Here is a 22,994-nt window from a genome sequence, read left to right on the forward strand (position 1 = left end):
GGACCCTCGAACCCGCAACCAACCACTGCGTTCTTCGAGGAGAGGACATGTCCGCACCCACCGCCACACCCACCGCCACACCCACCACCGTGCCCGCCGCCCGCCCGCTCTCGTCCGCGCTCGTCGCCGGCGTGGGCCTGCTGCTCGCCATGGACGTCGCCGGCGCGATCATCTCCCTGTCCGCGGGCCTCAGCCCGACCCTGCTCGACGCCCTCGGGCCGCAGGCGCGGCTGTCGGCGCCGATTCCGATGATGATCGCCCAGGTCCTGCTGGTCATCGGCGCGACCCGGCGTCGCCGCGGCGTCGCCGTCCCCGCCTCGGTCCTCCTGGTCATCGCCGGGGTGCTCGCCTTCATGTCGGGCTTCTACGACGGCGGCTACGCCGCCGACCTCACGGCGGGCCAGCGGGTCTTCCAGATCGCCCTCGTCACGGCCCACCTCGGAGTGGGCCTCCTGGCGGGATTCCGCCTGGTACGGCTGCTGCGCCGCTGACCGCCGGGGATCAGACGCGCCGAAGGAGCAGGGTGACGAAACCGAGGGCACCCCGGTAGCCGTTGAGCCACATGTCGCGGTGCTCCCGCATCACGGCGAGGGCCTGCTCACCGTCGGGTCCCGGGTTGTCCGCGGCCCAGCGCGCCAGCGTCCCGGTCCACGACCACTCGTACTCGTCCCACTCCGCCAGGTCGCTCACGTGGGCGTAGACGGCCAGCCACCCCTTGGACTCGGCGGCCTCCACCGTGCCCGCGAGGTCCGGATATTCGCCGATGTCTTCGATGACTCCGGGAGCGGGAGTGCGTTCCCAGTACCCCTCCCCCACGAGTGCGAGGCCGCCGGGCCGTACGAACCGGGTGAGAGCCTCCATCGTCTCCGTCAGCCCACCGAAGGCGTGCGTCGAGCCCACGCACAACCCCAGGTCGTACGGCTGGGCGGCCGTGAAGGCGTCGGCCGGCGACGTGTGCAGCGTCAGCCGGTCGGCAACCCCTCGCCTGACGGCCGCCTCGTTCGCGGACGCCACGGCGTGCGGCGAGATGTCCACGCCGTCGGCGCGGGCGGACGGGACGAGTTCGAGCGCCCGGAGCGACCACTCGCCCTCACCACATCCCAGGTCGAGGATGCGTGCTCCCTCCCGCAGCGCGGCGCGGCGCAGCAGCCGGTCGAGGTTGGCGGCCGAGACGGGCGCGGCGATGGGGTGATCACGATGGGCGATGGCGCTGAGCAGTTGTCGATCCACCTCGCCATGCTTACAAGTCGGACCGAGCCCCTGCATCTGCATTTATCCGGTGAGATTCCGTGGCGTGGCGACCGCACACGCGGTGACGCCCGGACGAGCCGACGTTGCGCCATACGACAAGGATCTTGCTAACGATCCGATCTCTCCCTCCAGCGAAGGGTAACCCAACCGGAGACGCCGCCCGTCCCAACTCCGTCAAGGTTTTCGAACACCCCCCGGAGTTCCCCACGATGGCGTACCAGCAAGGTCCTCCCGGTCAGCCCCCGTACGGCCCGCCCCCCGGGTACGGCTACCCGCCCCAGCCGGGCTACCCGCCGCAGCCGCCCCCGAAGAAGTCCAACGTGGGTTTGATCCTGGCCGTCATAGGCGTGGTTCTCCTGCTGCTCCTCGGCGGGTGCTTCGCGGTGGTGGTGGTCGCGGCCAACAAGGGGGCGGAAGAGGTCAACAAGGCCATCTCTCAGCTCACCCCGTTCCCCAGCTTCCCGGTGGACGCGGACGGGCCCAAGCACGAGGTCGTGTTCGAGGCCGAGGGGGCCGGCGGAGCTGATTCGGCCGGCAACATCACCTACACCTCCGGCTTCGACCTGAAGCAGGAGGCCGGCGTCTCCCTGCCCTTCACCAAGTCCCAGCAGTTGGCGGAAGGCACCCCGATAGTCAGCCTGTGGGTGCAGAACGCCGCCGACCATGGCACGGTGACATGCCGGATAAAGGTGGACGGGAAGACCGTACGGCAGGCGAAATCCACCGGCCCTTATGGAGTGTGCCGCGTCCAGGTGGACTCCCTGGGCGAGTGATGGGTGCGGTCGGCTGAGCACCCCGGTTGGTGGCGGCTCAGCCGGTCCAGGAGCTGTTGAGGAAGGACATCATCATCGGCACCATGAGCGGCCCGATCACCGCGGCATAGAGGATGATCACCGACCGGTGGCGGGCGCCCGCCCGGCCGATGAGCACCCACAGCGGCCACCACAGCAGCGCCGACCGGGGGATCGACATGTAGAACGTGGAGGTGACCAGCGCGCCCAGCTGCAGCCCGACGTAGACGAACTCCGCCCAGCGGCGGGCGACGAGCAGCCAGACGAGCAGCAGCACCCCCACGATCGCCGCCGCGATCTCGAGGCGGAACATCGGCGCGAACCCGCCGTCCCCGCCGGTCGAGTCCCACGTCGCGCGGAACGCCTCCCAGGGCCAGACCGGTTTGCGCCCCCATCCGGTCTGCTGCGCGTTGTTCCAGGCCAGCCAGTCGCCCGTACGGGAGTACTGGTAGGCGGCGTACGTGAGGATCGGCGCGAACGGCAGCGCCAGCCAGGCCCCCCGCCACCAGCCCGCCCAGCCGTCCCTCCGGATGCGGCTCACGACGAACTCGACGATCAGCGCGACGGCCAGGAACAGTCCGGTGATCCGTACGCAGGACGCCCCGGCGGCCAGGGCGCAGGCCAGCGGCCAGGTGCGACGGCGGGCCGCCAGCCAGGCGGGCAGCGCGAAGGCGAGGAACAGCGCCTCGGAGTAGCCGGCGAACAGGAAGACGGCGGGGGGACACAGCAGCAGCGCCAGGACGGCCCAGCGCCCCGCCCCGGCGGGCCCCTCGAAATCGGCGAGCCGGGCCAGTGCCACGACGGCCACCGCACCGGCCGCGAACGAGATGATCAGCCCGGCCAGCGTCCAGTCGTCCACCACCAGATGGACCAGCCGCAGCGCCAGCGGCAGGCCGGGGAAGAACGCCGGCAGCCCCGGATCGGGCTCCAGCTTCGGATCGCCGTCGTAGCCGAACTCCGCGATCTTCCGGAACAGGTCGACGTCCCAGAACTTCCACCGCTCCAGCAGCGGGGCGTGGTTCTGACCGGAGACGATCAGGATTCCGTAGACCGCCACGAGGAGCATGCCCGCCCTGGTGCCCACCCACAGCAGCAGGGCGTCCCGGACGGTGGCGCTGCGCCACAGCGGTTCCGCGGCGGCCTCGCCGGCGGGGAGGCCCGAGTGCCCGTCGGCCTCCGTGTCCGGCCCGGTTCGCTCCCCGCGCTCGGGGTCGTGCTCAGCTTCCTGGACGAAAGCCGTCACGTGCCGTCTCCTCTCGCACCTGCCGGTCCTCGCCGCGCGGTGTCCTACCGCTTCAGAGCACGATGTCCTTCCGCCTCGAAGCGGGGTCCATCCCCCGGACCACTGCTGCTCCCCTGGGCCGTACGCGGCGAGCGGCGGCCGCGCCCATGATCGCCAATGATGTCAACCGCACCAGGTCCCGCGCCAGGGCGACTCCGGCGCCGCCTGCGCGAGCCACCGATGACCTCGTATTTCCGCTGTGACGGGCCGGGGCGGCCGGCGCCCCGGATGAAAGTTGCAGCGCCCGGGGAACCGAGCGGCCGGTGAACTGGACGATCCCAGGACTCATGCCGTGTGGACGACCACCGGCAGGTATGCCTTGATCCGCACGCAGGGAAGTCGGGACAATCTCCCCGATATTCACATCAAATCGCATCCATCCCTTTCACCGCCGCCCGTACGGCGACGCGTGGCATGCCGCCGTTCCCTACCACCGCGACCCACAAGTGAGCGGAGGACGGCGGCGACCGCAGGGTCGGCCAACCCGACCCGCCCGACAGAAAGGATCGTGATGAGTCAGTCAGCACAACGCCTGGGCGTGGTCGCCGAATCGGCGCCGGGCGAGACACGCGTGGCGGCCACCCCGGCCACCGTCCCGCAGTTGGTCTCGCTCGGCTACGAGGTGATCGTCGAATCGGGCGCCGGCAGACGGTCGGGCTTCACGGACGACGCGTACGCCAGAACCGGGGTGCGGATCGCCGGCCGCGAGGAGACGTGGGACGCCGACGTCGTACTGAAGGTGAACGCGCCGTCGGCGGACGAGATCGCGGCGTTGCGCGAGGGAGCCACGCTCGTCTCCCTGATCGGCCCGGCGGCCGACGCCGACCTGGTGGACGCGCTCGCGCGACGGCCGATCACCGTGCTCGCGATGGACGCCGTGCCGCGCGTGTCCCGTGCGCAGTCGCTCGACGTGCTGAGCTCGATGGCGAACATCGCCGGCTACCGCGCCGTCATCGAGGCGGCGCACGCGTTCGGGCGGCTCTTCACCGGCCAGGTGACCGCGGCGGGGAAGGTCCCCCCGGCCAAGGTCCTGGTGGCGGGCGCGGGCGTGGCGGGGCTGGCGGCCATCGCCACGGCGACCAGCCTGGGCGCGGTCGTACGGGCGACCGACCCCCGTCCCGAGGTCGCCGAGCAGGTGCGCTCGCTGGGCGCGGAGTTCCTCGACGTCGGGGTCGCCCAGGAGGCGAGCACGGACGGGTACGCCCGGGAGACCTCGCGGGACTACGACCGCCGCGCCACCGACATGTACGCCGAGCAGGCGGCCGACGTGGACATCGTCATCACCACCGCCCTGATTCCCGGACGTCCCGCTCCCCGGCTGCTCACGGCCGAGCACGTGGCGCGCATGCGCCCGGGCAGCGTCGTCGTCGACATGGCCGCCGCGCAGGGCGGGAACGTCGAGGGCACCCGCCCCGGGGAGGCGGTCGTCACCGAGAACGGCGTGACCATCATCGGCTACACCGACCTCGCGGGGCGGCTGCCCGCGCAGGCCTCGCAGCTCTACGGCACCAACGTCGTCAACCTGATGAAGCTGCTCACCCCCGGCGAGGACGGCCGGCTCGTGCTGGACTTCGACGACGTCGTGCAGCGCGCGATGACCGTCGTCCGCGACGGCGAGAAGACCTGGCCGCCACCGCCCGTGCCGGTGAGCGCGGCCCCCGTCACCCCCTCGGCCCAGGTGTCGGGAACGGCGGCTCCCGCCGGGAGACCGCCGTCGCCGCCCGGACGGCGACGCCATCTGGTCACCGCCGCCGTCGCCGCCGCGCTGTTCCTCCTGACCGCCTTCTCACCGAACGCGCTGATCGAGCACGTCACCGTCTTCGTCCTGTCGATCGTGATCGGCTACTACGTCATCGGCAACGTCCACCACGCGCTGCACACGCCGCTGATGTCGATCACCAACGCCATCTCCGGGATCATCGTGGTCGGCGCGCTGCTCCAGATCGGCCAGGGCGACACGGTCGTCGCCGTCCTGTCGTTCGTCGCCATCCTGCTGGCGAGCATCAACATCGTCGGCGGCTTCGCCGTGACCCGGCGCATGCTCGGCATGTTCACGAGGAGCTGACCGTGACCCTCGCCACGGCCGCACAGGCCGCCTACATCGTCGCCGCCCTTCTGTTCATCCTCAGCCTCGCCGGCCTGTCCAGGCACGAGACCGCGCGCTCCGGCGTCGCACTGGGCATCTCCGGCATGGTCATCGCGCTCGCCGCGACGGTCGTCCTCGCCGCGGACGGCGGCGAGACCCTCGCGGTGGTCCTGCTCCTGGCCGCGATGGCGATCGGCGCCGCCGTCGGGCTCTGGCGAGCCCGGATCGTCGAGATGACCGCCATGCCGGAACTCATCGCCATCCTGCACAGCTTCGTCGGCCTCGCCGCCGTCATGGTCGGCTGGAACGGCTTCCTGGAAGTCGAGAACGGCGGCGGGGCGCAGGCGGAGGTCCCCGGCTCGCTGCTGGGCGTCCACCACGCCGAGGTGTCCATCGGCGTGTTCATCGGGGCGCTCACGTTCACCGGGTCGGTCGTCGCGTTCCTCAAGCTGTCGGCCCGGATCGACTCCCGCCCGATGATGCTGCCGGGCAAGAACCTCCTGAACCTGGGCGCGCTCGCGGCGTTCGCGGTCCTGACCGTGCTGTTCGTGATCTCCCCGAATCTCGGGCTGCTCGTCGCGCTGACCGCCGTGGCGCTGCTGCTCGGCTGGCACCTGGTCGCCTCCATCGGCGGCGGGGACATGCCCGTCGTCGTCTCGATGCTGAACAGCTACTCGGGGTGGGCGGCCGCGGCGTCCGGGTTCCTGCTCGACAACAACCTGCTGATCGTCACCGGCGCCCTGGTCGGCTCGTCCGGCGCCTACCTGTCGTACGTGATGTGCCAGGCGATGAACAGGTCGTTCATATCCGTGATCGCCGGGGGTTTCGGCATCGAGGCGGGCCCCGCCGGCGACCACGACTACGGCGAGCACAAGGAGATCACCGCCGCCGAGACCGCCGACCTGCTCAAGGAGGCCAAGTCCGTCGTCATCACCCCCGGGTACGGCATGGCGGTCGCGCAGGCGCAGTATCCGGTCGCCGACCTCACCCGCAGGCTGCGGGAACGCGGGGTCGAGGTGCGCTTCGGCATCCACCCGGTCGCCGGCCGCCTGCCCGGCCACATGAACGTCCTGCTCGCCGAGGCCAAGGTGCCGTACGACATCGTCCTCGAAATGGACGAGATCAACGACGATTTCGCCACCACGTCGGTGGTCCTCGTGATCGGCGCCAACGACACCGTCAATCCGGGGGCCGTCGAGGACCCGGACAGCCCCATCGCCGGGATGCCCGTCCTGCGGGTGTGGGAGGCCGAGAACGTGGTCGTCTTCAAACGGTCGATGGCCACGGGGTACGCCGGGGTGCAGAACCCCCTGTTCTTCCGGCACAACAGCAGGATGCTCTTCGGCGACGCCAGGCAACGCGTGGAGGAGATCGTCTCCGCGCTCTGACGGTGTGACCGGCCCGCCGCCGAACCCGCCGACCCGGGCCGGGAGGACGACGCCTCCCGGCCGCGGTCACCCGTGCTCGATCTTCGTCAGTCCGAAGCCGAGTTGTCGATCGCGTCGGCCAGCCGGTCGGCAAAAGGCGCCCAGACCTACAAGAGCTGTTGCACAACACTTCTTGTATACCTAGGGTGAACGAGTGAATGATCGTCCAACGCGTGAGGTACGCGACTCGAAGGTGCTCGCCGCGATGTCCCACCCGCTGCGCCGGCGGCTGCTCGACATCCTGCGGGTGGACGGGCCCTCGACGGCGTCGGTGCTCGCCGACAGGACCGGGCAGGCCGTCGGCAACATCAGCCATCACCTGAAGGTCCTCGCCGGGAGCGAACTCGTGGAGGAGGTGCCGGAGCTCGCGCGTGACCGCCGGGAACGCTGGTGGCGCAGGTCACCGGACGTCCTCAGCTGGTCGGCGTCGGACTTCCCCGACGACCCCGTGGCCGCGGCGGCGGAATCGCTCGTCCTCGACCGGCAGACCTCGCTCGTACGGCAGTGGTTCGCCGAGCGCGACGGCTACCCGGAGCCGTGGCGGCGAGCGGCGTTCACCACCGACCACTGGGCGAGGCTGTCGGTCGCCGAGCTCGCCGAGCTGGAAGAGAAGATCTTCGCCCTGTTCGCCTCGCTGGCCGACCGGGAGGTTCCCGACGACGGAGAGGAACGCGAGCTCGTCTTCCTCACCGTCCGCGCCGTGCCGGGCCGGCCGTGACCACGACGCCGGTCGTACGCGGTGGACTGCTGGGGACTCGCGACTTCCGGTTGTTGTGGATCGGCGAGACGACGAGCACGCTCGGCAGTTCCGTCGGCGGCGTGGCGCTTCCGCTGGTCGCCGTGATGACGCTGCAGGCGAGCCCGCTCACCGTCGGGCTGCTGACCGCGGCCGCCTGGCTGCCGTGGCTGCTGGTCGGGCTGCCCGCGGGCGCGTGGGTGGACCGGATGCCGAAACGGCCGGTGATGCTGGTCTGCAACAGCGTGTCCCTGGCGGTGTTCGCGAGCGTGCCGATCGTGGCATGGCTCGGCGCGCTGACGACGACGCACCTGCTCGTGGCGGCCACGACGGGCGGTGCGGCGAAGGTGTTCTTCACCCTCGCCTACCGGGCCTACCTGCCCGTTCTGGTCGAGAGCGAGCGGCTGCTGGAAGCCAACGCCAGGCTCCAGGGCAGCGAATCGGCCGCACAGATCGCCGGCCCCGGGCTGGCAGGGCTGCTCGCGCAATGGTTCGGCGCGGTCAGCGGCGTGCTGGCCGACGCGGTCAGCTTCGCGATCGCCGTGCTGTGCCTGCGTGCCGTGGGCACGCGCGAGACCCACCGGGAGAGTGCCGCCAAACGGCGGCTGCGCGCTGAGATCCGCGACGGGCTGCGGTTCGTCGTCCGCGACCCCTACCTGCGCACGCTCACCGCCTTCGGCGCGATGTCCAACATCGCCTTGATGGGTTACTCGTCGATCCAGGTCGTGTTCCTCACCCGCGACCTCGGCGCCGGGGCAGGACAGGTGGGTGTCGTGCTGGCGGTGGCGAGCTCGGGCGGCCTGTTCGGCGCCGCGCTGTCCGGCCGGACGGCCACACGCTTCGGAACGGCACGGGGATTCCTGCTGTGCGAGGCGCTCGCCGCGCCGATGGCTCTGCTCGGGCCGATCGGCAGCGGTGGCCTGGGACTGGTGCTCTTCACCGCCGCCGGCTTCGGCACCGGCCTGGGCATCGTGGCCTCGAACATCCTGACGAGCACCTTCCGCCAGCACTACTGCCCGGCCGAACTGTTCGGACGGATCACCGCGAGCGCCTCGGCCCTGAACTACGGCGCGATCCCCCTCGGCGGGCTGCTCGGCGGCCTGCTGGGCGAGGCGATCGGCGTACGCGAGACCCTGATGCTGATGGCCGTCGTCCAGCTCCTCTCGGTCGCCATCCTGCTGCTCGGCCCGTTCCGCCCCCTGCGCGACTTCCCGCACCCCCACGTCGTGCCGGCGATGCCGCACCGGTCCTTCGTCGATCGTGATATCTCGTCCAGATGATCAGAAGTGGGACGGCGCTGAGCGCCCTGGGCTAGTTGCTGGACAGGTCGCTCGTACAGATCGCGGAGGCGTCGGCGGACGCCCGGACGTACGACCGGAAAACGATCTACGAGGTCGCGGACGTGTGGGACAACAACACCTTCCCTCTGTTCCATGCCGCGACCGCCCTCACCTCCGTCGGGCGTGAGCGGCGTGCCCGCGCTGCCCTCACGTGGATGGCCCATCTCGGATCGGAGCGGCGAAGCTGGATGATCGAGCAGGCCGCGGCCGCGGGGCACTCACTGGAGCGGTTTCTGCCGCCACCGGTGGCGAAGCCTCTGTACACCAGGGACTGGCGAGGGCACGTGACTCCCCTGTTCATGCCGCTGACGGCCGAGGCCACGCTCGAACTCGCGACCGACTATGACTTGGCCGCCGCCCAGGTCCACACCCTGCTGATCGAACGTGTCGGCACACGACTGACCGCGTGCCTCGTCCTGGTCGCCCCGCGCCGCTACGACGCCGGCCTGCAGACGGGAGATCCACCCGAGCTGACCCTGTGGCTGGAGGACGCCACCGACGTGCACTTCGACTCCGACGACCGGCTGGGAGTCGCCCTGCATCGCCGGGCTGGCACAGTCAATCGGTAGGGCCGGGCAGGCGTGCCCTGGCCAGGCGCTATTGGGCGTTACGCAGCCTGAGAATGTACGTCGCGGTAAGCGCGACGGCACGATCTTCGTCGTTCGACAGATCTGCGAGGGCACGCGACGCCGTGATCCCCGGGATATCCGCGAGCGCCTGTGTCAGCCGCCGACGTGCGGACGGTTCGATGCCGCCCCGGGCGAGGCAGCCGACGAGCCTGGCAGCGATCTGATCCGTCAACGCGGGATCGCTCGCCAGCGCGCTCAGCACATCGGCCGCATCGACGTCGTTCGCCCCCTCGACGATCATGTCGATGAGCGTCGGGACCGCGTCGGCCACTCCACGTGCCCCGAGCGCCAGCGCCGCACACCTGCGAACCACGGCGTCGGAGTCCGTGAGGGCGTGCTGCAGCAGTGCGGTGGCCGCACCGTCCGGAATCTCGGCGATGGACTGGACGGCACGTTTGCGCACCTCGGCCGCCGGTGAGCCGAGGCCCTCCGCCAGCAGCGGCAGTCCGCTGTCGCCCGATCGCGCCAGAGCCCATCGAATGGCCCCGGCGGCGTTCGGGTCCGTCTCGCTCAGCGCCGCCTCGACCAGAGCTTCCACCGGCACCGGACCCTCTTCGACCGAGGACAGGGCCGCGCGCTGGCGCTTGCCTGCGCTCTCCGACCCCAGGGCCTGGAGGAGTGCCACGATCCGAAGGACGTCCTCCCAGTCGGCGGGTTCCGCGGCACCGATCCGGCCCAGTCGTGTGAGCAGTTCCGTCTCGGCCGCAATGCGTTCTCGCGTCCGGCGGACGAGGTCGTCGACGAGTTCCGACGGCGTGAAGCCGGGATCATCCAGCGCACGCCCGACTTCACGCAGCGACAGCCCCAATGACCGCAGGCTCTCGATATGGAAGATCCGCCGGATGTCCTCGCTGGAGTACTCCCGGTAGCCGGCCTCGGTGCGACCCGTCGGCCGCACCAGGCCGAGCGATTCGTAATGCCTGAGCATCCGGGCGCTGACCCCGGAGCGTCGTGCCACATCACCGATCAACACCGCCTGTCACCCCTCCTGGCCGGTCGTGCCGAGGACCGCGACGCGCTTCGCCTCCTCGATCGCGAACTCGAATCCGGCATCCGGGTCGTGCGACAGCCGTTCCGTGGCGATCGCGTGCTGACGCACGCGAGGGTCGCGACTCGTCATCGCGGCGCCCAGGGGCGGCATGATCACCTTACCCAGCGCGATCAGCGCCCGGCTGAGGCTCAACTGCGTCTCACGCTCGCCGCGTCCGAGCTGTGTCGCCAACACCCCGGCCAATTCGGATTCTGCACCTTCGGGCACGAGTACGACCGCTGCTCGCCAGGCGCTCCGCGCCACCTCGTCGTCGGCGTCGGTCAGCAGCGCCCGCGTGATCGCCGGCCACGCCCGCCGATCCCCGATCTTGGACAGCGTGTGCAGCGCCTGGCTTCGCGCCTGCGAACGCTCCGAGCGAAGCTCCTCGATGAGCTTGGGAACCGTCATCGACGACGAGTGACGGGTGAGCGCCCACGTGAGCATGTCGCGCACGTAGAAATCGGGCTCGACCGCGCATCGTTCGATGAGCTTGTCGATGAACCGCGGGTCGGGGCTCGTGCCGACCGCCAGCACCGCCTGCAGCCGCACCGACGAGCTGCCGCTCTCCAGCGCTTGAAGAGCTCGCGACGTGTTCGTGTCGTCTTGCGGCGTGGTCATCGGAACCACCTCCTCCTCGGCCACAGTGAAGACCTTCTCACTGTGTCAAGGTCAAGCGGAGGCGCGGGCTCGGCGATCGAGGCGCCTACCGCTCGTTCCCGCGCTCCGCCGGCAGTCGGCGCCACGTGGTGTCGCGCCGAGGCGATCCGGTCAACCGGCGCAGCGGTTGTCGGCCAGGGATTTGTTCGCATCGGGGTTGCCGAGGGACACGGCCGTGTTCCAGTCGGCGCAGGCGGCACCGGTGTCGCCCAGCCGGGATTCGGCCACTCCACGCTGGTAATAGGCGTCGGCGTACTGCGGGATCAGCCCGATCGCCGCGTTCAGATCGGATATCGCCCCGCGCGGGTTACCCAGCCCGATCCCGGCCGCTCCCCGGGAGTAGTAGGCCTCCGCCAGCTGCGGATCATAGGCGATGGCCGTGGAAAGGTCCGCGTACGCGCCCGAGTAATCGCGCAGAGCGATTTTGACCTTACCGCGCTCGCTGTAGGCGGCCGCGAAGGTCGGAAGCCGCGACACCTCATAATCGAGCTCGCCGAGCGCCCCGGTGTAGTCGCGGTCGTGGTACTTGATCATGCCGAGGTAGTGGTGCGCGAGGACGAAGTCCGGGTCGAGTTCGACGGTGCGCTCGAAATCCGATGTGGCGCCGGTGTAGTTTCCGTCGCGGAATCTGGCGATGCCCCGGCTGTTGTACGTGAACGCAACGCCGGGCTCTTTGGCGATGGCGTCGCTCATGATGGTTTCCGTGTTCTGCCAGGCCGTGTTCCTGATGATGGTCAGCGCGGCGAAGAGGACCACGAGCACCGCCGTCGCCCCGATCACGCCGGCACGCAGCCTTCGATCGCGGTGCCGGAGCGCTCTGTCCGCGAAATGTCCGGCGATGAGGAAGAGGCCGAGATACGGCAGGTACGCATATCTGTTCGCGTGGTAGCCGTCGATGAGAAGCACGGCCTGGGTCGGCGCGATGGTGACCGCGAAGAACCCGAGTCCGAAAACGATGATTCTGCGAGCCGGCCTCACCAGCCACAAAGCGGCGGCCCCGGCTGCGAGCACCAACGGGAAAAGGTAGAAGTACCAGGGGAACGGCGTGTGGGGGTACTCGTAGGCGAGGGACAGGTGAAACGGGGAGACCGACTGCACCAGGTGGTTCACCAACGCCGAGCAGGTCAGGAGGATCCGGTCGACAACGGTGTACCCGCCCTGCGGGACCACGTCCTGCCGTACGTTCAGCGCGACGAGAACCGTGACCGCGGCGATGACGAGAAACGGGATCTTCTCCAGGAACAAACGCCGGCTCGGCCTGCGGCCCTGAAGGTGATCCACGAGGAACAACACCAGGGGAAGCGCGACGGCGGTCGACTTGGAAAGCGCGGCCAGCCCGAACAGGACCACGGACCAGGCCAACGGCTGCCACCGCTGTGACCTGGTGTAACGCAGGTAGACCAGGAGCGCGGCCAATGAGAGGAGTGTGGCCAGCAGGTTGCTGCGGGCGGAGATCCAGGCGACCGTGTCGACGTTCACGGGGTGGATCGCGAACGCCACCGCGACGAAGCAGGCCAGGAAAGCGCGCTCGGTGAGCCGGCGGAACAACAGGAACACCAACACCACATTGGCCAGGTGCAGTGTCAGGTTCGTGAAGTGGTACATGCCGATCGCGCCATGGCCGAACAGATAGTCGATCGCGTACGACACGTACACCAGCGGCGTATACATGAACTGCAGCGGCGTGGTGAACCAGTGGCCGATGTTGGTCCCGCTGAACTCCCGGATGGAGACGTCGTCCACCACGCCCTCGGGGTCATCGAAATAGATGAATCCGTTGCCGAGGCCGTTGGCGTGCACGGCGAAGGCTCCCGCGACGACCAGGAACAGAATCTGCCATTGCAGGGAAGCATTCTGCGTGCTGGTCGTAGGTCTGCGCGCGGCGGCATAACGAGCGCCGCGGTGAACGGCCGGGCGAGCGGGCGTCATCACACGCCTCCAGTGAGCGTCGTCGCTGTCGGGCGTTCCCGGAAATCGTGGACCGCCTCGGACTGTACGCCGCACTGATCCAACCCGGTACCGGCTGCGGCCCGCTTCGTCCGGCAGAGGGGCCTGATCAGGCGAGCTTGCCCAAGGCGGCGAGGTCGTCGTCTGAAAGGATCAGATCGGCGGCCGCCATGTTCTCCTCCAGGCGGGCCGGTGAGGCTGTAGGGCGCTCATAGCGGTCGAGCGGCGGCGGCCCGGCCGTCCGCAGCGCTCATTTCGAGATGCGGGCGGATGCGGCGCGGCGCCGGCTCCGCGCGAGAACGGCCCCCAGCCCGCACACGCCCCTGTCCGCGCCGGTCTCACCCGCCGGTGTATACAAGGCGAACATGACAGCGGATACCTTCACGGATTCGACAGCATTCCTCGCCTCCAAGGGCGCCGCCGAGATCCCCCACCCCGGCGGCACGCTCCTGGAGCACCTGCACCGCGTCGCTGCCCAGCTCAAGGACTGGGACGCGCCTGAAGAGGTGCAGCTCGCCGGTCTGTGTCACGCGACCTACGGCACGGACGGCTTCGGCCACCGGCTCCTCGACCTCGCCGATCGCACCGCGCTGGCCGAGGTGATCGGGGTCCCGGCCGAGGCGCTGGTGTATCTCTACGCATCCTGCGACCGCGCGGCCACCTATCCCGCCCTGCGCTTCGTCGACCGCTTCACGGGCCGGCCGGTTGACCCCTCCGTCGCCGAACTCCGAGCGTTCATCCTGATCACGGCCGCGAACGAGATCGACGTCGCCCGCCACAACGCGGACATCCGCGCGAAACACGGGGCCGCGCTTCACGCGTTCTTCGCCCGTAACCGGGTGCTCCTGCCACCGGTCGCCTGGGAGGCCGTCAAGGAGACCTTCGCCGTCCGCATTGCGAGCCTCGATCACCTGGTCCTGACCGTGGCCGACATCTCCCGGACGATCGATTTCTATCGGGACGCCCTCGGAATGGAGCCGGTGACCTTCGGCGGTGGCCGCCACGCGCTCGCCTTCGGCTCCAGCAAGATCAACCTGCACCAGGCCGGGCACGAGATCCGGCCACACGCCCTCCGCCCCGTGCCGGGCAGCGCCGACCTCTGCCTGATCACCCACTCCCCCCTCGATCAGGTGGCCGCTCATCTGACCGCCGCGGGCGTACCCATCGAAGAGGGTCCGGTGCCCCGGACGGGCGCGCTCGGCCCGATCACCAGCCTGTACATCCGCGACCCGGACCACAACCTCATCGAGATCTCCAACTACGACTGAGCCCGTATCCCTTGTTCAGGCCCGGACAGCCGTACCGCGAAGTGCCGGCTCAGGTGGCGAGGGTCCACGGCGTCAGGACCTCATGCCGCACGTACCGGTTCCTTCGCGGTGCGGCCAGGAGAAGCCGGTAGGGCGGGGCGAAAAGGTCATCCCCGGGTGCCGGCGGCCGCCTGCCCGACCGTCGCGGGGATATGGTCCGGCCTCCCGCGCAGGGCGAAGACGCCGATGGCGAACAGCGCCGCGAAGAAGACGCCGTCGGGCACCAGGAACCAGGCCCCGGGCAGCCCGAGGGCGCCGAGGAGGCACGAGACGATCAACGCGACCCCGATCCACCACGGCAGCGTCCGCGCCCTCAGCACCGCGATGCCGAGGCAGATCGAGCCGACGACCAGCGCGAGGAGCGCGACACCCTCGAAGACCGCGAAACCCGGCGGTTCCTGTGCGGGGATGCCGCCGTGGCCGACCAGATACGGCTTGACGAACGCCTCAGTGGTGCCCTCTCCGACATTGAGCATCACCAGCGCGGCGAATACGCCGGCGTAGCCGACGATGTGCAGCTTCGGCGCACGCCCGGCGAAGGTCAGGATCACCGGCAGCCCCAGCGCGATGACGACGTCCCCGACAAGCGCGATCCCCTCGAACAGCGGCCAGTTCTGGTATCGGAACACCTCGTCGCCGCTGCCCGGCGCGAGCAGGTTGGCGGCGAGGTAACCCGCCCCCGCGACGATCGTGCCGACGATGAGCGCCCATCCGGCGAGGCGCCTCACGTTCACGGGCATGGTCTCCTCCATGGTTCGCAGCGCCAGGCGCTGTGCGCGATGCCGTCCGTCGGCGGCGCAGTCCTCAGCGTCGGCCCCGCGCACCCGCGGCGTCGTCGTACCGGGGTCGGCACCGGTTGATACCCCGGTCGGGAACCACGCTGCCGGAAATGCGACCTGCGGATGACGCCACGCGAGCGCGCCCGTAGGTAACTTGCGGGTGTGATGGACGTGACAAACCCGGCCCAGGCCCGGGTGGAGTCGCCGGCGCGTGCGTGGCTGCGGCACAGGCCGGCCGGGCTGCTCCCCGACGCGCTGCTCGCCCTGGCGATCACCGGTTTCGCCCAGGCCGATATCGCGTTCCATCTCGACAACTCGACGCCGTACGGGCCGATGCCGGCCGTGGTCGCCTCCACGCTGGTGGCGACCTCGATCCTGGCGTTGCGCCGGGTGACGCCGCTCGCCACCGCCGTGATCCTCGCGGTCGCGATCGCCGGGCCGATGCTGGTGACGCCGCTGACGGTCACGCTGTGGGGCCACTTCCTGCCCATCCTGGTCGCCACCTACTCGGTGGCCAGGCACAGCGTGCCGGCGCGGGCCTTCATCGGCGTGGCGGCCGTCGGCGCCGGCTTGGTCGTGGTGTTCCTGCGCAACCCGGAGTCCGGCACCGTCGGCAACATCCCGTTCGTCGCGGTGCCGCTGGCAGTGTGCTTCGTCGCCGGCCGGGTGCTGCGTGCCCGCGCCCGCAGCCACTCCGACGACCGCGCCCGGGCCCGGCGGCTGGAGGCCGAGCGCGAGGAGGCGATCCGAGTCGCGCTTGCCGACGAGCGCGCCCGCATCGCGCGCGAGTTGCACGACATCGTCGCCCACTGCGTCAGCGTCATGGTGGTCCAGGCGGGCGCCGCCGAGGACCTGCTCGACCGTGACCCGCAGAAGGCGCGAGCACCGCTGCGCTCAGTCCAGGAAACCGGGCGGCAGGCCGTCGGCGAACTCGGGCGCATGCTCGGCCTGCTGCGCGGGGAACGGGCCCAGCTCGCCCTCAAGCCACAGCCGGGCACGGCCGACCTGGCCGAACTGGTCGACCACATGGCCGCGATCGGCCTGCCGGTCGAGCTCACCGTGGAGGGTTCGAGCCGGCCGCTCCCACCCGGCGTGGACCTGACCGTCTACCGGATCGTGCAGGAGGCGCTCACCAACGTGCTGAAACACGCCGCTCCGACCACCGCGCACGTCAGGTTGCACTACGACGATCAGTCCGTACGGGTGAGCATCCGCGACACCGGGCGAACGGGCGGGCCGGGCGGAGCCGACACCGACCGTGTCGGGCACGGCCTGATCGGGATGCGCGAACGGGTCGGGCTCTACGGTGGCTCGCTTGAGACAGCGGGCACGCCCGGCGGTGGCTTCACCGTGACGGCACAGTTGCCGCTGGAGGCGGGCCAGCGATGATCAGGGTCCTGCTCGTCGACGACCAAGCCCTCGTACGCGGCGGTTTCCGCTCGATTCTGGAGGGTCAGGACGATATCGAGGTGGTTGGCGAGGCGGTCGACGGCGTCGAGGCCATCGACCGGGGGTCCGTGCTGCAGCCCGACGTCATCCTCATGGACATCCGCATGCCGCGCCTGGACGGCATCGAGGCGACGCGCCACCTGCTGAACGGCAGCACCTGCCGGGCGCGCATCCTCATACTCACCACATTCGATGAGGATGAGTACGTTTACCAGGCGCTGCGGGCCGGGGCGAGCGGCTTCCTGCTCAAGAGCGCACCGCCGCGCGAGCTGGCCGGGGCCGTCCGTACGGTCGCCGCAGGCGAGGCACTACTGGCACCGGAGATCACCCGGCGAATGATCGAGGATTACGTCCGCCGCCCGCGGCCGGGCTCTGACCGCCCAGCCGGACTCGAGACGCTGACCCCGCGCGAACTCGAGGTGCTGAGGCTCATCGCCCGAGGCCGCTCCAACGCAGAGATCGCCGCGGAACTTTTCCTCAGCGGGCCAACGGTCAAAACCCACGTCACCCGCATCCTCGCCAAGCTGGGTCTCCGCGACCGGGTCCAGGCCGTGGTCTTCGCCTACGAATGCGGCCTCGTCCATCCCGGGCACTGACCACGGCCGTGCAGCAGACCCGCACCACCGTCCGGGCGGTGCGGTCCTCGACCTGACCGAGCAGGCCCTGTCCTGGTGGCTGTCTCCGGCCGCCCGTAGAAGGGCGACGGAGGAGCGTGTGCGTCCCGCCACCGCTCACGGCTTCAGCTTGAGCCTCTTCCTCGACGCACCCGGGAACACGAGACGACCAGGTGCTGCTGGGGGCGGTACGAGCAGCGGTCCCGCTGCTTGGCGAAGAGCGAGATGGGGACAAGTGTCATGGAGACTGGGTCAGCGCCCCATCTCCGAGCGCAGGATCTCCTCGTGCCGCTCGGCAAGGTCCGGCTCAGCCTCGAAGGACGCGAAGACCGAGAGGTCGCGCTCCCCGCATGCTCCCTGAGATGCCGCATGGCTCACCTTCGAGACGCCACTACCTGATCGAACAGTTCCTTGTTCGACTGGACTCATGGCTCTGCCGGATCAACGGGAGCGCCTTCTCCAGGTCCCGATTGGTTTCGTACCCGCAGCTCGAGGTAGTCCCAGTGCGTAAGCTTCTTGGTTCCTCGAGCGACGAGGACCTCTCGGCGGCTCATTCGACGGGCTCGTCTCGGGTCGGAGACGTGCAGGATCTCAGCTGTCTCGTTGCTTGAGGCGGAGTGCTTCTTTGCGGGTCTCGGCCTGGACGGATCGCTCGCGCTCCAGCCACGCCGGGTTCTCCGCCTTCAGCGCATCGATCTCGGCGGTGGTGAGCGGTCCGGTGATCCCGCCTCTGATCAGGCCGGAAATGGAGATCCTGAGCTTCGCGGCGATGACCTGCTTGGGGTGCGGGCCGTTGCGGCGCAGGTCAACGAGCCAGGCGGGCGGCCTCGACTGCAACTCGTTCAGCTCGTCCCTGGAGACGACACCCGCCTGGAACTCGGCGGGAGTGGCCGAGAGGAGGACACCCAGCTTCTTGGCCGCGGTCGCGGGCTTCATCGTCTGGATGGTCTTCGGTTTGGACGAGCTCATGGTGCCAAGAGTAGTCAGTCGGAACGGGTTCCCCTGACATCGATACCCTGAGGAAGTGAATGATGGGGAGACCGGCAGGGTGTTCCGGCTGGCGTACGTGCCCGGGGTGACACCCGCGAAATGGGTCAACGTCTGGGCCGAGAGGATGCCCGATGTGCCGATTACCCTGGTCACGGTTCCCGCCGCCGAGGTGGTGGGACTCCTGCGGGATGGGGGCGCCGACGCCGGATTCGTCAGGCTTCCGGTCGACCGGGACGGGCTCAGCGTGATTCCTCTCTACGTGGAGACCACGGTGGTCGTGGTGCCCAAGGACCACGCCGTGGCCGCCGTCGACGAGGTGGCCATCGCCGACCTGGCCGACGACGAGGTGTTCCATCCTCTGGATGACACCATCGAGTGGACGATCCGGCCCGGGCTGCCCGCGTTCACCCGCCCGGCCACAACGGCGAACGCGGTCGAGTTGGTAGCGGCCGGCACTGGGCTTCTCCTGGTTCCGCAGTCGCTGGCGCGCCTCCACCACCGCAGGGATCTCACTTACCGGCCGGTGCCGGACGCGCCGCAGTCTCAGGTCGCGCTGGCCTGGCCCACGGACGCGACCACTGACCTTGTGGAAGATTTCATCGGCATCGTCCGCGGCCGGACAGTGAACAGCTCGCGGGGCCGTACTCCTGCCGTTGCCTCCCCTGCGGAGAAACCAGCACGGCGGCAGGCACAAAAACCCGTAAAGAACGGCTCCGGCCGCCGGGCCGTACCGGCCAACCGTAGAAGGAAGGGCAACCGGCCTCGGTGACCTGCAGCCCCGAGGTTTCTCCGCACCACGCCGAGATCAAACCAGGGCAACGGCGGCATGCGCCCAAAGGGCCGCGATCTGTTCTTGAGCGACAGGATCGGGCTCGACGATCGAGTACACCTACCGCTCGACCCCGCGCTCAGCGAGCAGTTCGCGCCACGTCTTGGCGCCCCGAGGAATCGGCTTGCCGGCGTCGGCCAGTTCCTGGACACGGACGGCCCGCTGGTAGAGGTCTCTGCGGCCCTGCGGATCTTTCAAGGAGTCGCACGCGATCAGCCACCAGGTGTGGATGAACTCGCTCAACCGGCCGAGGTCCAAACTGGCACGAACCTCAGCAAGTACGACGTCAAGACCTGCGTCGAACCCATCTCGGTCCTGTGGCACGACCAACGCCCTACGGATGGCACGCAGATTCTTCTCCGGCAGGGGACCATCGGGTGTGAACTCCTGCGATTGCGCGCTCATGCCGCCAGTGTGACGTACAGGCACTCGATGCGGCCCAGGCAAACACAGGACTTGAGAAGGTGGTTCGGCCTGCGGGCCGGCGCGCGACTCCAGGAGGTGACCGACCTCACGATCACTCGGGACGGCGCGAGCAGCAGCGGCCCCACTGCCTGGCAGCAGTAGCTTCAGACAGGCGTGGTGGTGCTCATCCTTGGCGTTGCCGCAGAGAGAAGGGTAGCTCTGCCGGATCAACGGCAGCGCTGTCTCCAGGTCAGTTGAGCTACGACGTCGGTTGAAGGGCGACAACATTTCGAACCGGACAGAGCTGAGCGACCAGTGTCCTAGCGCAGGTGAGGGCGACGCAAGCGACAATTCGTCGGGCGCCCCAACGGTAAGTGCGATCGAGCTCAGCGGCCCGGAATGACCACGGTGCCGCAGTCGCTGCATCGCAAGGCCGCAGCGCTGTGGTTGAAGAAACCGCTCGTAAGTAGCACGCCGCCAAGGTCGCCGAGCACGTCCGCCTGCTTCTTGAATTTGACGCCAGGCGATCTTCCCACAACAAACCCCGGTTCCATCGCGTTCGTGCAAACGGGGCAGGGAAGTGCAGAGTCCGTCATAGGTCGGAGCCTACGTCGACGGACAGTTTTGATCGCAGCGGCTGGGCTGGCGACCGGTGTTCTTGTGGCTTAGCCGGCAATGTGGTCCACGGTGTGGCCAATCGAAAGATCAAAAGGGGGCCAAGATCCAGAGCTAATGGCACGAAGCCCCGTGGCGTGATCGCTACGGGGCTTGTTTTGGCTGGTGGGCGGTACTGGGTTCGAAGCAGTGACCCCTCGCTTGTAAGTCACCCCAGGAAAGGGCGGGACCAGCACCGGCACCCGCCCTCACCTGGCTGTACGGTCCACCGTTGTCCACCGCCGTCCAGGCTCGTGCAGGGTGATTGTCACCCAGATAGTCACTCAGACGGCCGCGACCGTGATCAGCCGGGCAGCAGTGTGAAAGCCTCGACGTGGCGCGGGCGCACGATTCGAAAGTGCCTGTGGTCGACTGTCGCGACCTCCCTCAGCCCCAGACGCTCCGCGATCGCGATGACGGTAGCGTCCACCAATCCGAGAGGAAGATCGATGTACCTCTCGACGAGTTCCGCCATCCGAGGAAGGTCCTCGTCCTCCAACTCGGCCACGTGGGACCCGTTGCCGCCGAAAGACTTCAGGAACGTGACCTCAGCCTGCGGGCCGACACGCGATTCCAGGAGATAGCCGACCTCTCCGATCACCGGCGACGGCACAAGCAACGGCCCCTCCGCCTGACGCAGCAACTTAAGACAGGCCTGTCGGTGCTCATCCTTGGCGTTTCGCCGGCAGCGAGAAGAACGCCAGTGTCGCACAGGAGCACGTCAACGGCCCATCTCGGAGCGCAGGATCTCCTCATGCCGTTCCGCGAGATCCGGTTCAGCCTCGAACGACGCGAAGAAGGGGAGGTCACGCTCCGCCGAGGCAGGCTCGTCTAGACGGCCACGGATCAACTCCAGAGCCGGGCGTAGCTCCGACTCTGGCAACTGGTCCACGAGATAGTGCAGCTCCTCGCGCATGGCGCTCATGCCCCAGTCTAGGTTGCATGCCTGACGAGGACACGAGCATCGGCGATAGCCGGCTCCTGAGAGATCGTCGATGGCAGGCGAGGGCCAACGCGAGGGGGAGGAGAGCGGCGTAACGGCAGTCCCAGAATCACCGGCCAGGCTCCGCCGCATGGAGAAGTTGCGACCCTGTCACGGGTCCCGCCGACGAGGGCGTCTGCGCTCGTCTCCCTACAAAGGCTCTGCCTTGCACAACAGTATTGATATGGCCGCATCATCCCGGCGGTGACGGTGCAGCCCGCAGTCGGTTCGGAAGATACGGGAGGCAACGATGGAGACGGAAGACTTGGCGCGTTTCGACGAATGCGTTCGGGCCGTGAGGGAGGGGCGCGAGCTGAACCCCTCCGAACTGCTTGAAGCGGGAAGGCTCCTACGCGAGATGATCGAGGCCGCCGCCACCGTAGCCGCCCATGTGCGCACCGAAGTCAAAGCACTGCCGACTAGATATGTCTTGCGTGACAGAATCGGCGACCCGGACCCGGGGGCCCGGCTCGCTGAAGTGCTCCATCGCACCCAATTGATCGAAGATCTCCTGCAGAAGGCCGAGTTCCAGGCCGGACGTTCTCACGCCACCCTCGGGCGCATCGGCGTGCAGACGAACCCCGACGCGAATGAAAGCCCAGCCATTTCATAATCTCTCGATGTGTTGAGACGCACCCGAAAGTGCAAGCATGCAGCCTTCGCCCATGCCTGCCTGGCAGAGACCGGTACGATTTCGCGATCTCCGTTACCCCGACGCCGTTACTCGCCAGAGCCGAGTGGCACCCCGCGGAGCAGCAACTTCCGGCGGGCGACCAAAGGGGCAAGACTCGAAGCTGAAGCACGTTGATGGCACCAAGCCCCGTGGCGTGATCGCTACGGGGCTTGTTTTGGCTGGTGGGCGGTACTGGGTTCGAACCAGTGACCCCTCGCTTGTAAGGAGCCATGAGCGCTCCCGGTGGCACGCTGACCTGCGGGCGGACCTGGGACACCGCTTCCTCGCCCACCGTCTCCGAGCTGGTCTAATGGCACGTTAATGGCACGGCGATCATGCCTCTTGTCGCAGCTCGCGACCTCTTGTGATCACGGCTTGTCGGCCACCTTTCCGCCGTCTAATGGCACGCTAATGGCACGACGATCAAGGGGTGTGCCGCGAGGTGCAGACCTGCACGCATCTCCCCTGCCTGATCTTCCCGTCTGCCTCGACCCACCGCGAAGCGGCAGCGGGCCGGCGACGGAAGGTCAAGCCCGTCCTCGCGTGTACCTCAACCGGCCGCCGTTCCTCAATCATCAGATGCCAACGTTTACGGACGGGCTTGGGCTGGAGGAGTCGGGCTGCTGGGCTCTGCCTGGGTCGGGGCAGGCGGGACGATCAGGCCCACCTCAGCCACTACCGACCTGCCCCGTGTTCATCGCGATCATCCCGGAGCCGAGGCCCCCGCCGGAGGCATGGTTGTGCGGAGCGATGTCAGGATGACGGATCATGGGAGACCTTCATCCTCTTGGCGATGACGAGACGATCATCGCTGCGATGGAGCAATGGCGGCGTGATCGTACTGGGGTGCTTCAAGCGGCAGGGACAGCCCTGACTATGGAAGGACCGTTTGAGGCACCCGGCATGGACCCCGTCTACATCCTCCGGTTGGAGCAGCCTCCGGTGGAGATCGATGTCGCCGTTTTCCGAGGCGGCATTCTGGACGTGACCCGAATCAACTGTGACGACCAGTCGCTTGATCCGGAAGGAGTCGAGGTCTCGTCAGCGGTTGAACTGTTAGCGGCGTTGGATCGAATCGCGGGTTGCTAGCGGCGGCGTGCCGGCGTTCGGCGCGATAGCTCGATACGGCGCGGTGC

At 68.7% G+C, this 22,994-nt stretch carries 24 protein-coding genes; 13 read left to right on the forward strand and 11 right to left on the reverse strand.

The features are described 5' to 3' along the window. Positions 1–47 precede the first annotated feature (47 nt). Positions 48–491 (forward strand): hypothetical protein, encoded by a 444-nt coding sequence (locus tag FLW16_RS11870; protein WP_142560049.1) that lies wholly within the window; start codon positions 48–50, stop codon positions 489–491. Between the two features lie 10 nt (positions 492–501). Here the strand turns inward: FLW16_RS11870 and FLW16_RS11875 are convergent, their stop codons facing one another. Next, on the reverse strand, positions 502–1,230 hold the full coding sequence (locus FLW16_RS11875) for a cyclopropane-fatty-acyl-phospholipid synthase family protein (protein WP_142560050.1): 729 nt from the start codon (positions 1,228–1,230) through the stop codon (positions 502–504). Between the two features lie 230 nt (positions 1,231–1,460). Here FLW16_RS11875 and FLW16_RS11880 point away from each other — a divergent pair, with 230 nt between their 5' ends. Further along, a complete protein-coding gene (locus tag FLW16_RS11880) occupies positions 1,461–2,024 on the forward strand; it encodes a hypothetical protein (protein ID WP_142560051.1) in 564 nt (187 codons plus the stop codon). A gap of 37 nt (positions 2,025–2,061) precedes the next feature. On the opposite strand, the gene FLW16_RS11885 is transcribed toward FLW16_RS11880, so the two are convergent. Beyond that, positions 2,062–3,285 (reverse strand): hypothetical protein, encoded by a 1,224-nt coding sequence (locus tag FLW16_RS11885; RefSeq protein ID WP_260615180.1) that lies wholly within the window; start codon positions 3,283–3,285, stop codon positions 2,062–2,064. Between the two features lie 550 nt (positions 3,286–3,835). Between FLW16_RS11885 and FLW16_RS11890 the strand changes: the two genes are divergently transcribed. The 5 genes from FLW16_RS11890 to FLW16_RS11910 all read left to right on the forward strand — a co-directional run bounded on the left by FLW16_RS11890 (position 3,836) and on the right by FLW16_RS11910 (position 9,482). Further along, on the forward strand, positions 3,836–5,389 hold the full coding sequence (locus FLW16_RS11890) for a Re/Si-specific NAD(P)(+) transhydrogenase subunit alpha (protein WP_142560052.1): 1,554 nt from the start codon (positions 3,836–3,838) through the stop codon (positions 5,387–5,389). Between the two features lie 2 nt (positions 5,390–5,391). Further along, positions 5,392–6,798, forward strand: coding sequence for a Re/Si-specific NAD(P)(+) transhydrogenase subunit beta (gene pntB, locus FLW16_RS11895; RefSeq protein ID WP_142560053.1), 1,407 nt, complete (start codon positions 5,392–5,394; stop codon positions 6,796–6,798). Between the two features lie 193 nt (positions 6,799–6,991). Then, positions 6,992–7,555: a helix-turn-helix domain-containing protein gene (locus tag FLW16_RS11900; RefSeq protein ID WP_221891029.1), complete on the forward strand. Its 564-nt coding sequence runs from the start codon at positions 6,992–6,994 to the stop codon at positions 7,553–7,555. Beyond that, the gene (locus FLW16_RS11905; RefSeq protein WP_142560054.1) at positions 7,552–8,853 is read left to right on the forward strand and encodes an MFS transporter; all 1,302 of its coding nucleotides are present in this window, start codon (positions 7,552–7,554) and stop codon (positions 8,851–8,853) included. Before FLW16_RS11900 ends, FLW16_RS11905 begins: the two co-directional genes overlap by 4 nt. Before the next feature lie 35 nt (positions 8,854–8,888). Beyond that, positions 8,889–9,482 carry a hypothetical protein gene (locus tag FLW16_RS11910; protein ID WP_142560055.1) on the forward strand — a complete coding sequence of 198 codons (594 nt, stop codon included), beginning with the start codon at positions 8,889–8,891 and terminating at the stop codon, positions 9,480–9,482. 28 nt (positions 9,483–9,510) lie between these two features. On the opposite strand, the gene FLW16_RS11915 is transcribed toward FLW16_RS11910, so the two are convergent. The 3 genes from FLW16_RS11915 to FLW16_RS11925 all read right to left on the reverse strand — a co-directional run bounded on the left by FLW16_RS11915 (position 9,511) and on the right by FLW16_RS11925 (position 13,158). Continuing rightward, positions 9,511–10,515 (reverse strand): HEAT repeat domain-containing protein, encoded by a 1,005-nt coding sequence (locus FLW16_RS11915; protein WP_142560056.1) that lies wholly within the window; start codon positions 10,513–10,515, stop codon positions 9,511–9,513. A gap of 6 nt (positions 10,516–10,521) precedes the next feature. Next, on the reverse strand, positions 10,522–11,214 hold the full coding sequence (locus FLW16_RS11920) for a HEAT repeat domain-containing protein (RefSeq protein WP_260615181.1): 693 nt from the start codon (positions 11,212–11,214) through the stop codon (positions 10,522–10,524). Between the two features lie 126 nt (positions 11,215–11,340). Continuing rightward, the gene (locus FLW16_RS11925) at positions 11,341–13,158 is read right to left on the reverse strand and encodes a tetratricopeptide repeat protein (protein WP_142560057.1); all 1,818 of its coding nucleotides are present in this window, start codon (positions 13,156–13,158) and stop codon (positions 11,341–11,343) included. Between the two features lie 383 nt (positions 13,159–13,541). Here FLW16_RS11925 and FLW16_RS11930 point away from each other — a divergent pair, with 383 nt between their 5' ends. Then, positions 13,542–14,444, forward strand: coding sequence for a VOC family protein (locus FLW16_RS11930; RefSeq protein WP_142560058.1), 903 nt, complete (start codon positions 13,542–13,544; stop codon positions 14,442–14,444). 146 nt (positions 14,445–14,590) lie between these two features. On the opposite strand, the gene FLW16_RS11935 is transcribed toward FLW16_RS11930, so the two are convergent. After that, complete coding sequence (locus FLW16_RS11935; protein WP_142560059.1) at positions 14,591–15,223, reverse strand: hypothetical protein; 633 nt, start codon at positions 15,221–15,223, stop codon at positions 14,591–14,593. Positions 15,224–15,427: 204 nt separating this feature from the next. On the opposite strand from FLW16_RS11935, the gene FLW16_RS11940 reads away from it, so the two are divergent. Both FLW16_RS11940 and FLW16_RS11945 read left to right on the forward strand, forming a co-directional pair. Then, a complete protein-coding gene (locus FLW16_RS11940; protein ID WP_260615194.1) occupies positions 15,428–16,651 on the forward strand; it encodes a sensor histidine kinase in 1,224 nt (407 codons plus the stop codon). Then, the gene (locus FLW16_RS11945; RefSeq protein ID WP_142560061.1) at positions 16,648–17,307 is read left to right on the forward strand and encodes a response regulator transcription factor; all 660 of its coding nucleotides are present in this window, start codon (positions 16,648–16,650) and stop codon (positions 17,305–17,307) included. The genes FLW16_RS11940 and FLW16_RS11945 overlap by 4 nt, the downstream gene beginning before the upstream one ends. A 609-nt stretch (positions 17,308–17,916) precedes the next feature. Here FLW16_RS11945 and FLW16_RS11950 read toward each other — a convergent pair. Further along, positions 17,917–18,294, reverse strand: a complete 378-nt coding sequence (locus FLW16_RS11950; protein WP_142560062.1) for a DUF5997 family protein — start codon at positions 18,292–18,294, stop codon at positions 17,917–17,919. Between the two features lie 79 nt (positions 18,295–18,373). Here FLW16_RS11950 and FLW16_RS11955 point away from each other — a divergent pair, with 79 nt between their 5' ends. Then, positions 18,374–19,084 carry a LysR family substrate-binding domain-containing protein gene (locus FLW16_RS11955; protein WP_142560063.1) on the forward strand — a complete coding sequence of 237 codons (711 nt, stop codon included), beginning with the start codon at positions 18,374–18,376 and terminating at the stop codon, positions 19,082–19,084. Positions 19,085–19,204: 120 nt separating this feature from the next. On the opposite strand, the gene FLW16_RS11960 is transcribed toward FLW16_RS11955, so the two are convergent. The 4 genes from FLW16_RS11960 to FLW16_RS11975 form a co-directional block, all read right to left on the reverse strand. After that, positions 19,205–19,549, reverse strand: a complete 345-nt coding sequence (locus FLW16_RS11960) for a DUF6247 family protein (protein WP_142560064.1) — start codon at positions 19,547–19,549, stop codon at positions 19,205–19,207. Positions 19,550–19,935: 386 nt separating this feature from the next. Then, entirely contained in the window at positions 19,936–20,145 is a 210-nt protein-coding gene (locus FLW16_RS11965; RefSeq protein WP_142560065.1) for a PF20097 family protein, read from the reverse strand. 362 nt (positions 20,146–20,507) lie between these two features. Beyond that, a complete protein-coding gene (locus FLW16_RS11970; protein ID WP_260615195.1) occupies positions 20,508–20,816 on the reverse strand; it encodes a type II toxin-antitoxin system VapC family toxin in 309 nt (102 codons plus the stop codon). A gap of 108 nt (positions 20,817–20,924) precedes the next feature. After that, a complete protein-coding gene (locus FLW16_RS11975; RefSeq protein ID WP_142560066.1) occupies positions 20,925–21,128 on the reverse strand; it encodes a hypothetical protein in 204 nt (67 codons plus the stop codon). 307 nt (positions 21,129–21,435) lie between these two features. Here FLW16_RS11975 and FLW16_RS11980 point away from each other — a divergent pair, with 307 nt between their 5' ends. Together FLW16_RS11980 and FLW16_RS11985 are read left to right on the forward strand one after the other, a co-directional pair. Continuing rightward, positions 21,436–21,798 carry a hypothetical protein gene (locus FLW16_RS11980; protein ID WP_142560067.1) on the forward strand — a complete coding sequence of 121 codons (363 nt, stop codon included), beginning with the start codon at positions 21,436–21,438 and terminating at the stop codon, positions 21,796–21,798. 828 nt (positions 21,799–22,626) lie between these two features. Then, entirely contained in the window at positions 22,627–22,947 is a 321-nt protein-coding gene (locus FLW16_RS11985) for a hypothetical protein (protein ID WP_142560068.1), read from the forward strand. Positions 22,948–22,994 lie beyond the last annotated feature (47 nt).

Origin of the sequence: Microbispora sp. KK1-11 (genome assembly GCF_006874435.1) — a bacterium.
Lineage (GTDB): Bacteria > Actinomycetota > Actinomycetes > Streptosporangiales > Streptosporangiaceae > Microbispora > Microbispora catharanthi.